Source organism: Chitinophaga agrisoli, assembly GCF_008386695.1.
GTDB lineage: Bacteria > Bacteroidota > Bacteroidia > Chitinophagales > Chitinophagaceae > Chitinophaga > Chitinophaga agrisoli.
In genome coordinates this window covers 979,592-991,832 of sequence record NZ_VUOC01000001.1, presented here as the reverse complement: position 1 = coordinate 991,832, position 12,241 = coordinate 979,592, and the positions used below count along the sequence as shown (strand labels likewise).

Here is a 12,241-nt window from a genome sequence, read left to right as displayed (position 1 = left end):
AATGAGTGCAACTATTACGAACAACGATACTTTGAACGGTACCCTGGTCATCAAACCTTATCTGCGCCTCAGCGGCCTGGAGCCCTTGGTAGTAAGGCCAGAGACCAATTTCATTAATATTGGGGAACGTACCAACGTAACCGGCTCCAAGAAATTCGCCCGCCTTATACGGGAAGGCCTGTACGAGGAAGCCCTGTCCGTAGCCCGCCAACAGGTGGAAAGCGGCGCCCAGGTACTGGACGTGAACATGGATGATGCCCTGCTGGATGGCGAAAAAGCCATGACCACCTTCCTGAACCTGCTGGCCGCAGAACCGGATATCTCCAAGATCCCTATCATGATAGACTCCAGTAAGTTCAGCATTATTGAAGCCGGTCTTAAATGTATACAGGGCAAATGTATCGTTAACTCTATCAGCTTAAAGGAAGGCGAAGAAAAGTTCATAGAGCAGGCCTTCATCTGCAAAAGCTTTGGCGCCGCTGTGGTAGTAATGGCTTTCGATGAGCACGGACAGGCAGATACATTGGAAAAGAAGGTATCCTTCAGCCACCGCGCCTATAAGATCCTCACAGAGCAGGTAGGCTTCGACCCGCAGGACATCATCTTCGACCCTAACATCTTTGCTATTGCCACCGGCATAGAAGAACATAATAACTATGCGGTAGACTTCATAGAAGCTACCCGTCAGATAAAACAGCTGATGCCGCTGACCCGCGTAAGCGGCGGCGTTAGTAACATCTCCTTCTCTTTCCGCGGTAACGATGTGGTGCGTGAGGCTATGCACTCCGTATTCCTGCTCTATGCCATCAAAGCCGGCATGGACATGGGCATCGTAAACGCGGGCATGATCCAGATCTATGACGAGATAGAGCCTCAGCTGCGCGAGCTTTGCGAAGACGCAGTCCTCAACCGCCGGGACGATGCCACAGAAAGGCTCATCCAGTTTGCCGAGACCGTCAAGGCCAAAGGCAAGGTCATCGAAAAAGATGAGAGCTGGCGTAACGGCACCGTACAGGAGCGCCTGAGCCATGCCCTGGTAAACGGTATTACAGACTATATCGAAGCAGACACAGAAGAGGCCCGGCAGCTCTACGCACGCCCCCTGGAAGTGATAGAAGGCCCCTTGATGGACGGTATGAACATCGTAGGCGACCTGTTTGGCAGCGGCAAAATGTTCCTGCCCCAGGTAGTAAAAAGCGCCCGTGTAATGAAAAAGTCCGTGGCCGTGCTCACTCCTTTTATAGAAGAAGAGAAAAAACTGCTGGTAGCACAGAACGGCGGACAAATAAAATCTGCCGGTAAGATCCTCCTGGCTACCGTAAAAGGCGATGTGCACGATATAGGCAAGAACATCGTAGGCGTAGTATTAGGCTGTAACGGCTATGATGTAATAGACATGGGCGTAATGGTGCCGGCAGATAAGATCCTGCAAACCGCCCGCGAAGAACAGGTAGATATCATCGGCCTCAGTGGCCTTATCACCCCCAGCCTGGACGAAATGGTGCACGTAGCCCGCGAGCTCAAACGCCAGCAGTTCGATATCCCGCTGCTGATAGGCGGCGCTACCACTTCCCGTACCCATACGGCGGTAAAGATCGCGCCGGAATATGAGCACGGCGTGGTGCACGTACTGGATGCTTCCCGTAGCGTAACCGTTACCGGCAGCCTCCTGAACAAAGCCCTTAAAAAGAACTTCCTGGTAGATGTACAACAGGAATATCACAAACTCAATGAAGGCTTCCGCAACAAACGGCCGGTAAAACAATACCTGCCCATTGCAGAAGCCCAGGCCAATAAAACGCCTATCGACTGGAAAAGCTTTACCCCGGTAACGCCCCGCAAACTGGGCGTACAGGTATTTGAAGACTATGATCTGGGCGAGATTGCCCGTTATATCGACTGGCAACCCTTCTTTATCGCATGGGAACTGCATGGCAAATTTCCCCAGATCCTGAAGGATGAGGTAGTAGGCCAGGAAGCCACCCGCCTCTATAACGATGCCCAGGCCATGCTGCAGCGCATTGTTAAAGAAAAATGGCTGCATGCAAAAGCTGCCGTAGGCCTGTTTAAGGCTAACCGTGTAGGGCCAGACAGTCTGCAGATCACCCCTGCGGATGGCAGCGCGCCCGTACAGCTGGAGTTCCTGCGTCAGCAAATTAAAAAGGCCCCCGGCCAGCCCAACCTTTCGCTGGCGGATTTTATAGCCCCCGCAGAAACCGGTTTACAGGACTATATGGGCGCCTTTGCCGTAACCACTGGTGGCGGCATCGAAGCCTGGCTGGAGAAGTTCAAGGCAGACCATGACGACTATAGCAGCATTATGCTAAAAGCACTGGCAGACCGTATGGTGGAAGCCTTTGCAGAGGTTATGCACGAGCGCGTGCGTAAAGAATGGTGGGGTTACGCCAGTGAAGAGCACCTCAGCAATGACGAGCTGATAAAAGAAGCTTACTCCGGTATACGCCCCGCGCCAGGTTATCCTGCCTGTCCGGAGCACACGGAGAAATATAAACTGTTCGACCTGCTGGATGCTACCAAACATACCGGCATCACCCTTACAGAATCCCTTGCCATGTACCCCGCCGCCAGCGTTAGTGGCTGGTATTTTGCCCACCCGGACAGCAAGTACTTTGGCCTCGGTAAAATAGAAAAAGACCAGGTAGCCGATTACGCCAGCCGCAAAGGCTGGACCATAGAAGAGGCTGAAAAGTGGCTGCGGCCCAACCTGGAATATGATATGTAAATAACAGCTAAGTGCTAAAGGCTAAAAGCTTAAAAATGCGAATCGTCACCTATAACGTAAATGGCATACGTTCCGCCATCAGCAAAGGTTTTATAGATTGGCTCCAGACAAACCCCGCAGATATCATCTGCCTGCAGGAAACCAAAGCCGTAAAAGATAATGTGGATTACCGCCAGTTTGAACAGCTGGGTTATGATCACTACTGGTACTCCGCCCAGAAGAAAGGTTATAGCGGCGTAGCCGTACTTACCAAGATAAAGCCGGACTTTGTGCAATATGGCAATGGCTTCATGCAAAGCGATGCGGAAGGCCGTGTTATACGCCTCGATTTTGGGGATACCACCCTTATCAATGCCTACTTCCCCTCCGGTACCAGCGGCGATGAGCGCCAGACCTATAAATACCAGTGGCTGGAAGAATTCTTAGGCTATCTTGACCAACTGCGGCAAACCCGCCCTAATATCATCGTTTGCGGCGATTATAACATCTGTCATAAACCCATTGACATACATGATCCCGTAGGCAATAAGAAGAATTCCGGCTTCCTACCGGAAGAACGCGCCTGGATGGATAAGCTCTTCGAAGGCGGTTTTACGGATACTTTCCGGCATTTTAACCCGGATCCGCATCATTACAGCTGGTGGAGCGCCCGGTTCCCTACCGTTAGGGCCAATAATAAAGGCTGGCGTATCGATTATATAAATGTAAGCGACCCGCTCAAAAACCGCCTAAAACAGGCCGCTATATGGCCGGATGTGAAGCACTCCGATCATTGTCCGGTATTCCTGGAACTAACCCCTGCGCTGGTATGATCGTCTATAACGTAACCACCAAGATCACCAACAACATCCATGAACGCTGGCTGCAGTGGACCAAGGAGGAGCATATCCCGGAGGTCATGCGCACCGGCCTGTTCCACGATTACCGCATCTGCCGCCTGCTGGAACAAGACGACCAGGAAGGCCCTACCTATACCATACAATACGCTACAGACACCCTCGAAAACTATCATACCTACCTGCAGGAGCATGCTCCGCAGCTCCGGCAAAAGGCCTATGAGCGCTTTGGGAACCAGTTTGTGGCCTTCCGGACCGTTATGCAGGTGGTATAAGCCGTCCAATTTATCCACATGAAATCCACTGTTTTCAAGGGATTAGCCCCCTTATACAATACCAACGGGAATCCTACGTTTATTAGATGAACATTACCAAATGCCCTGTGGTGGCTGATTTAGATAAAGGCAGGGGCCAAAGCTGCCCCTTCCGGTGAAGAGCCCAATCAGCTGTAACCGTTACCAGTAGCCCCTTACAGCCGATAAAAATTTGGCTATAAAGGCGGTAAAAAATTTGGTAATCTGATAAAACGCGCTATATTTGCTCACATCAAACATTTATTTCACTAGTTAAATCTTACTAACTATGAACAAAGCCGAATTAATCGACAAGCTGGCGAAAGATGCCGCCATCACTAAGACCCAAGCTAACGAAGCTCTGGACTCTTTTACCAAAGCTGTTGCTGATACACTGAAAAAAGGTGGTAAAGTAACCCTGGTTGGTTTCGGTACTTTCTCCGTTTCTAAGCGTGCTGCTCGTAACGGTAGAAACCCCCAGACTGGCCAGATCATCAAGATCAAAGCTAAAAAAGTTGCTAAGTTCAAAGCTGGTAAAGCACTGTCTGACAAGCTCTAATCAGTTAGCACACCTTATTCAAGCAAGGAACAATTATGTTTCTTGCTTTTTTTTTGCCCGGCCCAGGTTAGCAGGAGTTCGCTGAATTGCGTAATTTGCGCCCGGATAAGCAGCCACAAGCTGCAGATTTTTTAACGCTAAATTCTTATCACTATGGGTAGAGGAGATATCAAAACCAAAAGAGGCAAGATCTCTAACAAATCCTTCGGCAAAGCAAGACCTGCCAAAACAAGGAAAACTGCTGCTAAAGCAGAAAAGAAAGCCTAATCACAGGCTAAAAGCAAAAAAGAAAAAAGAAAAAATTAAGAGGCGCGATGACACACCGTCTATTTGTTTTTCTCTTTTTTCTTTTTTCGTTTTATCCCCTCACGGCGCCAACCGCTCTATCTTCCAATCGCCATCCGCATCTAACCTATACTGCACCCTATCATGCAGCCTGTTACTCCGCCCCTGCCAAAATTCCATCAACACCGGCCGCACAATATACCCGCCCCAGTAATCCGGCCGCTCAGGATGCTCCAGCACATACTTAGCCGCCACTATATTCACCTGTTCCTCCAAAAAACTCCTATGCGGGATCACCCTGCTTTGCGGTGATGCAATAGCCGCAATACGGCTGCCTGCCGGGCGGGAATGATAATATTCATCACTAATCGCAGCAGGCGCCTTACTAACTACCCCCTCTATACGTACTTGCCGCTCCAGCTCCTGCCAGAAGAACAGCAGGCTCACATGCGGGTTGGTCTCCATCTCCTGCCCTTTACGGCTTTCGTAGTTGGTGAAGAAGATAAAACCATCCACATCAAAGCTCTTTAATAATACGATCCTGGCGGATGGATGCCCATCCGGCGTACTGGTCGCCAGCGTCATCGCATTGGGCTCTACCAGCTCGCTATTGGTGGCGTCTGCCCACCATTTCTCAAATTGTTTTACCGGGTGTTTGTCTACCTCGCTTTCGTCCAATGAGGCCAGGCGATAGTCCTTCCGCAGTGCTGCTACTTGTTTATTCAACATAGGCCCATATTTAGTTGTTTACAAAGGTATTAATGAACCATCAAAATAATTATTTGTAAAATTGCATCCGTTCAACAGTATCAACCCATGAACAAATACCTACTATTTGCTGCCGCACTGATAGGGTTTACCGCCTGTCAGCAGCCCGGTAAACAAAGCCAGCAGGCCGGCGCCACAACAGACAGCAGCCAAACAGCGCCTGCTGCTTCCTCCTATTTTTATATACAGCTCAAGGGTACCGTGGCAGACCAACCGGTTACCATGCAACTGTTAAAAACAGGGCCCAACATCTACCGCGGCTACTATTGTTATGATAAGATAGGCGAGCCCATAACGCTCTGGGGCAGCCCGGATTCCAGCAGCCAGCAGCTCACGCTCTATGAGAACACCCATGGCGGGGAAGATATCACCTTCCGCGGCAAGCTCGACGATGCCGGCAATTTCAGCGGCACCTGGCGGGGCGAAGGCACCTCTTACCACTTTGACCTTAAACCGGATTTTACAGGCGCTATCCGCTTTAATGTATACTTTGCCAAGGATTCTACCCCCCTGCTCCCAAACACCAAAGGATCGCCCGTGGGAGAAGCCGCTTACAGCATGGTATGGCCGGTAGCTGCCGCCAACACCAGCACGGCAGATTTCATCAAAAAGGCCATTACCCATAATAATCCCGGCCCCCAGGACCCGCAGGCACTGATAAAACGGGATATCGACTCCTTTTTTATGTCCTACAGGGCCAGCACCGTTGGCACGGATACCGCGGAAATAACCGGCGACACAACCGCCCCCACCTGGAGCTGGAGCGCTGAAGGCGATATGAAGATCGTATGGAACCACTACCCCCTGCTGGTACTGGAGTATTTCAGCTACGATTTCACCGGCGGCGCGCATGGCAATGGCGGCTCCACTTACCAGGTACTGGACCTTGAAAAACAGAAAGTGCTGACAGTAGACGATGTGTTTAAAGGCGACTATAAAACCGTCCTCTCCCGCCAGCTGGAGCAATCCTTCCGTAAAACATACAAGGTGCAGAATGGCGAATCCGTAAAGGATATGCTGCTGGTGGATGAGATCCTGCCTAACAACAACTTTATACTAACTAATAAAGGGGTGGTGTTCAGTTATACGCCCTATGAGATCGGGCCGTATGCTTTGGGGCAGGTAAACCTGTTCATTCCCTATGAACAGATAAAAGAGGTCTTGAAGGAGAACTACGATAAATAATGTGCTGATATGCCAATGTGCTGATGTGCTAATGGACCAACCGAACCAATATGTTCATAAAGAAAATGTGCTGACATCCTGATCATCATGCAACAAAGCCGTCACATTTTCATCAGCATATCAGCACATTGGCACATCAGCACATTAACTATCCCATCACCAGCGTACCCACTTTCTTCCCCATGATCACCTGCAGCAAATTGCCCGGCTTATTCATGTCAAATACAATAATAGGTAACTTATTTTCCTGGCAAAGGGTAAATGCCGTCATATCCATTACATTCAATGATTTCTGGTATACCTCCGCAAAAGTGATAGACTCAAAGCGGGTGGCCGTGCTGTCCTTCTCAGGATCTGCCGTGTAGATCCCATCTACCCGGGTGCCTTTCAGGATCACATCTGCCTGTATCTCTATGGCGCGCAGGGATGCGGCCGTATCTGTCGTAAAATAAGGATTGCCCGTACCTGCGCCAAAGATCACCACGCGGCCCTTTTCCAGGTGCCGTATGGCCCGCCGGCGTATGTAAGGCTCTGCTATCTGCTCCATCTTAATGGCAGACTGTAAGCGGGTATACAACCCTACTTTCTCCAGGCCGCTCTGCATGGCCATACCATTGATCACGGTTGCCAGCATACCCATATAGTCGCCCTGTGCCCGTTCAATACCGGTCTCTGCTTCATTCATCCCACGGTAGATATTGCCGCCGCCTATCACAATAGCCACCTGAACGCCCAGGTCTGTGACGGACTTAATATCATACGCATAATGTGTTATTACTTTGGGATCTATACCATAATTACCATCGCCCATCAGGGACTCACCGCTCAGTTTGAGCAAAATACGCTTATACTTTGGCAACATGACACTATATAATGTAGAAGGTGGTTAGTTAATAAGATAAATATACAGGTATATGCACAAAAAAAAGGAGAGAATTTTGTTCCCTCCTTTTTCATAAATAAGCTGATTAGCCTAATGCAATGCGTTTGAAAGCGGTTACAGTCAGATCAGCAGATACTGATTTCAGGTAATCGCCTACAGACTTATTATTATCTTTTACGAAAGCCTGCGCTAACAGGGTGCTCTCTTTAAAGAATTTATTCACTTTACCCATCGCGATCTTCTCAGCCATTTCAGGCGCTTTGCCTTCAGCTTTCACTTGCTCAACAGCGATCTCTTTCTCGCGGGCGATCACGTCTGCAGGTACGCTGTCAGCGTCAACTGCGATCGGGTTCATAGCGGCGATCTGCATAGCTACGTCCTTACCTGTTTCTGCGCTGGCTTCCTTAGAGAAACCAACCAGTACGCCCATACGGTAGTTACCGTGGATATACGCGGTTACAGAAGCAGCGTCGATCCTTTCAAATTTGCTCAGGGTGATCTTTTCGCCGATCTTAGCTACCTGGTCATTCACTTTATCTGCTACAGTAGCGCCATCCAGGGAAGCTGCGCCCAGTTCTTCTATCGTTTTAGCGCCGGTGCTTAAAGCCAGGTCTACGATAGACTGTGCGAATTTTACGAAATCTTCGTTCTTGGCAACAAAGTCAGTTTCGCAACCCAGTGCTACGATCACGCCAGACTTGTTGTCTGCAGTGGTCTTAGCGATGATTACACCTTCTTTGGTTTCGCGGTCAGAACGCAATGCTGCTACTTTCTGTCCTTTTTTACGCAGGTAATCTACTGCCTTTTCAAAATCTCCCTCACTCTCTACCAGTGCCTTTCTGCAATCCATCATACCGGCGCCTGTTTGCTGGCGCAGTTTGTTTACATCAGCCGCTGTTATTTCTGCCATGACTATAAATAGTTTAAAAGTTTACGAAGGTATATTATACAACTACGAATTAACAATTACGAAAGTAGCAAATCGCTTTGATCGCCATCCGTAATCCGTAATTGTTAATTCGTAATTAATACTGTCTAAAATATTGTGGGCTGTTGCAGGCAATTATCTGCCGCCACCAGGACGGTTACCGCCACCAGCGCCAGACGGACGACGCTGACCGCCGCCACCGCCACCAGGCCTGTTGCCGCCAGGACGGTTACCACCGCCTCTGTTCGGGCCACCGCCACCAGGACGGTTACCACCGCCGCCACCAGGACCTCTGCCGCCACCGCCGCCGGGGCCTCTGCCACTACCGCCGCCACCAGGACCGCCTCTGCGGTTCCTTTCACGGTCGCCTTCACCGCCTTCCAGCTCAAAGCGCAATGCTTTGTTGTCGGCTTCTTCTTCCTCAGCTACATCGTCGGTTTTCTCAATAGCCCTTTCAGAAAGACCTTCTGCAATGGCTGCTGCAATATAGTTGGTAATGATCGCAATAGATTTGGTAGCGTCATCATTCGCAGGGATCGCAAAGTCTACCTTGGTAGGATCAGAGTTGGTATCCACCATACCAAAAGTAGAGATACCTAAACGACGGGCTTCTGCCAGCGCAATATGCTCATGGCTGATGTCGATGATGAACAATGCAGCCGGAACACGGGCCAGCTGGGCAATACCACCCAGTACCTTCTCCATTTTCTCTTTATCGCGGCTTAAGGTCAAACGCTCTTTCTTGGTGATGTTATCGAAAGTACCGTCTGTCAGCATCTTCTCAATGCTCTGCATTTTCTTCACGCTCTTACGGATAGTAGCAAAGTTGGTTAACATACCACCCAGCCACCTTTCAGTAACATAAGGCATGTTTACGCGCTTTGCAGCTTCTGCTACTATTTCCTTTGCCTGCTTCTTGGTAGCCACGAACATGATCTTCTTACCGCTCTTGGCGATGGATTTCAGGGCTGCTGCTGCATCCTGTAAACCTTCTACGGTCTTGTTCAGATCAATGATGTGAATACCTTTCTTTTCGGCGAAGATATATGGCAGCATCTTCGGGTTCCATTTTTTCTTCAGGTGGCCAAAGTGAACACCTGCCTCCAGTAACTGCTGCTGTAATGAGGTATTATTTTCCATGTTATTATACTCTGTTAAAAAGGATCAATGAATAATTAGCGATCAGCTTTTAGCGCCCAGCTCCTAGCCAAATGCTAAAAGCCAACGGCTAACTGCTGCCAGATACTAGCGTTTAGAGAACTGGAAGCTTCTTCTAGCTTTACGTTTACCAGGTTTCTTACGCTCTACAGACCTCGGGTCGCGGGTCAGCATGCCGGCTGCTTTCAGCGCAGGACGGAACTCTGCATTCACCTCGCACAGCGCACGGGCAATACCCAGCTTCACTGCCTCAGCCTGACCTTTGATACCACCACCAGCGGCATTCACCTTCACGTCAAATTTATCCAGCGCGTCAATGGTCTTTAACGGCGCTTCCACCTGGTTCTGCAGGTAGACCAGCGCAAAGTATGTTTTATAATCCTTGTCGTTGATTGTAATGGCGCCGGTACCCTTGCTCAGATAAACGCGGGCAACTGCTTCCTTACGACGACCAATGGTATTTTTTTGCTTTTCCATGTATCAGAGGAGAATTAGAAAGTTAAAGTTTGCGGTTTCTGTGCTGCATGAGGATGCTCAGCACCAGCGTAAGCGAATAATTTCTTGTACATCTTACGGCCCAGACGGTTCTTAGGCAGCATGCCCTTCACAGCCCTTTCTATCACTACTTCCGGACGGCGGCGGATCAGGTCTTTCGCCAGCTCTATCTTCTGACCGCCAGGATAACCGGAGTAAGTCTGGTATTCCTTTTCGTTCATCTTGTTACCGGTCAGGATCACTTTCTCTACGTTGATCACGATCACGTAATCACCGCAGTCGGTATGAGGCGTATAATAAGGCTTATTCTTACCTCTCAGAATGGCCGCTATTTTCGCGCTCATACGTCCAAGCGTAAGGTTGGTAGCATCTACTATGTACCAGTCGCGCTTTACAGTAGCTTCGTTGGCCGATTTAGTCTTAAAACTTAAGGTGTTCATTTTATACAATAAAATTTACGTACTAAATAGTTTGTCCCAATAAAATCGGGAGTGCAAAACTAAGTACTTGCCGCGGAATTACCATGGATTCAACACAGTTTTTTAGTACCACCCCTTGCAATCAATTGATTTTCAATAAATATTTTGGTTAAAAGTTTTCAACACACGCCAGATTCCCGGTTTATACGGCTTTTTATACAAACACTAAGGGCTTGCATTGATTTGCAAGCCCTTAGCATTACATGGTTGTAATAAGTAATGTATTAATACCCCGGGTTCTGGGTTATATTCTCATCAATATCCCTTTCACGCTGCGGAACCGGGAAAACCAGTTTCGGATCGTCATATGCACGGGAGCCTACATTCATCTTCAGCCTTTTCTTAGTCCACAGCCAGTCTCCTTCAAAAGCCAGCTCACGGAAACGCTCCTGCACCGCCTGGTCTGCGGTTACAGACGTCCAGGGCGCCGCATTTGCACGCTCGCGGATCGTATTCACATCCTCCAGCGGGGTAGCAGTTCCTACCTGGGCAGCGCCGCTACGCAGGTTAGCTTCCGCACGGGTCAGGTACATCTCTGCCAGGCGCACCACAGGAATGGCCCGGTAAAAATTCTTCCATTTACCGGGATAGATGCCATCAACGCCACCTATGCTGCTGCCGGCATACACAAAATCCTTCCGGTCATCTGCCCCGTCAAAAAGAGCATTATAACCTGCTGTATCCACTCTTGCATCACCGCGGCCGCCAGGTTTCTGGTCATTGGCGGAATAAAAAGTGCTCAGGCCATTATTGGAAGTGCCGGCATTACTCTGGCTCGTTTGCTGGATCGCAAAAATGTCTTCTGTGGAATTACCCACATTGTTAAACGCCTTATCAAAAGTAGGCGTCAGGGCCAGCCCGCTGTTCTCTATCACATCATTGGCAGCAGTAGCAGCCTGTACATACTTGCCTTGCGCCAGGTATACCCTGGAAAGGAAAGCCTCTGCGGCATATTTGGTAGCGCGGAAATTCTCATTCTCTTCCGGCAGCTTGGCCACTGCATCGGTAAGGTCTTTGATCACCTGGTCATATACTTCAGTAACAGAGTTCCTTGGCTGCTTATCCTGGTCATCGTGATAAGTATCATTGGCCACCGGCTTTAAACGGATCGGCACTGCATCTGCATTGGGACCAGTGGGGGCAGAATAAGGCGCTCCGAAATAGTTCACCAGCTCATAATAAGCAATGCCTCTGGCAAACTTGGCTTCTCCCTCAATGCTCTCACGCTCGTCCTCCGCTATCAGGTCCAGGCGCTCCAGTACGTTATTGGCGCCGTTAATGATAATATAAGACCGTCCCCAGATACCGGACATGATCGTGCCCGTAGCCAGCTGCGATTTAGTGTACACCTGCCTGTAGTCAATAAAGGTGCCTACAAAAGCTACCTGCCCGGGAGCAGCTAAAAGATCAGCCATCATCATATAACGCTCTCCAAAAGCATTATAATGCTGCATGGAATTGTAGGTGCCAAATAGAATGGCCTTTACATCATCCGCAGTCTTTATCTGGTCAGGGGTAATGCTCTGACCGGGTGTAACATCCAGCTTTTTATTACAGCCCGCAAACAGTATCGCACCGGTCAGTAATCCTAATGATATATATCGAGTTAATTTCATGTCGAATAGTTTT

General features: G+C 49.3%; 13 protein-coding genes. 6 read left to right on the top strand and 7 right to left on the bottom strand.

The genetic code is table 11. The annotated features are described in order from the left end of the window. The first annotated feature begins 1 nt into the window (after window position 1). The 5 genes from metH (at window position 2) to F0L74_RS04110 (ending at window position 4,698) form a co-directional block, all read left to right on the top strand. On the top strand, window positions 2–2,743 hold the full coding sequence (gene metH, locus F0L74_RS04130; RefSeq protein WP_213086883.1) for a methionine synthase: 2,742 nt from the start codon (window positions 2–4) through the stop codon (window positions 2,741–2,743). Between the two features lie 35 nt (window positions 2,744–2,778). Beyond that, entirely contained in the window at window positions 2,779–3,555 is a 777-nt protein-coding gene (locus F0L74_RS04125) for an exodeoxyribonuclease III (protein WP_149836552.1), read from the top strand. Next, the gene (locus tag F0L74_RS04120) at window positions 3,552–3,854 is read left to right on the top strand and encodes a DUF4286 family protein (RefSeq protein ID WP_149836551.1); all 303 of its coding nucleotides are present in this window, start codon (window positions 3,552–3,554) and stop codon (window positions 3,852–3,854) included. The genes F0L74_RS04125 and F0L74_RS04120 overlap by 4 nt, the downstream gene beginning before the upstream one ends. A 307-nt stretch (window positions 3,855–4,161) precedes the next feature. After that, window positions 4,162–4,431, top strand: coding sequence for an HU family DNA-binding protein (locus tag F0L74_RS04115; protein WP_029465307.1), 270 nt, complete (start codon window positions 4,162–4,164; stop codon window positions 4,429–4,431). Between the two features lie 153 nt (window positions 4,432–4,584). Continuing rightward, the gene (locus F0L74_RS04110; protein WP_089907205.1) at window positions 4,585–4,698 is read left to right on the top strand and encodes a 30S ribosomal protein THX; all 114 of its coding nucleotides are present in this window, start codon (window positions 4,585–4,587) and stop codon (window positions 4,696–4,698) included. A 99-nt stretch (window positions 4,699–4,797) separates the two neighbouring features. Here F0L74_RS04110 and pdxH read toward each other — a convergent pair whose 3' ends face one another. Then, complete coding sequence (pdxH, locus tag F0L74_RS04105; RefSeq protein ID WP_149836550.1) at window positions 4,798–5,445, bottom strand: pyridoxamine 5'-phosphate oxidase; 648 nt, start codon at window positions 5,443–5,445, stop codon at window positions 4,798–4,800. Window positions 5,446–5,532: 87 nt separating this feature from the next. Here pdxH and F0L74_RS04100 point away from each other — a divergent pair, with 87 nt between their 5' ends. Next, entirely contained in the window at window positions 5,533–6,669 is a 1,137-nt protein-coding gene (locus tag F0L74_RS04100) for a DUF3298 and DUF4163 domain-containing protein (protein ID WP_149836549.1), read from the top strand. Between the two features lie 148 nt (window positions 6,670–6,817). Here F0L74_RS04100 and pyrH read toward each other — a convergent pair whose 3' ends face one another. The 6 genes from pyrH to F0L74_RS04070 all read right to left on the bottom strand — a co-directional run bounded on the left by pyrH (window position 6,818) and on the right by F0L74_RS04070 (window position 12,228). After that, window positions 6,818–7,531, bottom strand: a complete 714-nt coding sequence (gene pyrH, locus F0L74_RS04095; protein ID WP_149836548.1) for a UMP kinase — start codon at window positions 7,529–7,531, stop codon at window positions 6,818–6,820. Between the two features lie 106 nt (window positions 7,532–7,637). Continuing rightward, window positions 7,638–8,462 (bottom strand): translation elongation factor Ts, encoded by an 825-nt coding sequence (tsf, locus tag F0L74_RS04090; protein WP_149836547.1) that lies wholly within the window; start codon window positions 8,460–8,462, stop codon window positions 7,638–7,640. 153 nt (window positions 8,463–8,615) lie between these two features. Continuing rightward, on the bottom strand, window positions 8,616–9,620 hold the full coding sequence (gene rpsB, locus F0L74_RS04085; RefSeq protein WP_149836546.1) for a 30S ribosomal protein S2: 1,005 nt from the start codon (window positions 9,618–9,620) through the stop codon (window positions 8,616–8,618). 105 nt (window positions 9,621–9,725) lie between these two features. Further along, a complete protein-coding gene (rpsI, locus tag F0L74_RS04080) occupies window positions 9,726–10,115 on the bottom strand; it encodes a 30S ribosomal protein S9 (protein ID WP_149836545.1) in 390 nt (129 codons plus the stop codon). 14 nt (window positions 10,116–10,129) lie between these two features. Continuing rightward, complete coding sequence (gene rplM / locus F0L74_RS04075; RefSeq protein WP_149836544.1) at window positions 10,130–10,573, bottom strand: 50S ribosomal protein L13; 444 nt, start codon at window positions 10,571–10,573, stop codon at window positions 10,130–10,132. Window positions 10,574–10,836: 263 nt separating this feature from the next. Beyond that, window positions 10,837–12,228 (bottom strand): RagB/SusD family nutrient uptake outer membrane protein, encoded by a 1,392-nt coding sequence (locus tag F0L74_RS04070; RefSeq protein WP_149836543.1) that lies wholly within the window; start codon window positions 12,226–12,228, stop codon window positions 10,837–10,839. Between the last annotated feature and the right edge of the window lie 13 nt (window positions 12,229–12,241).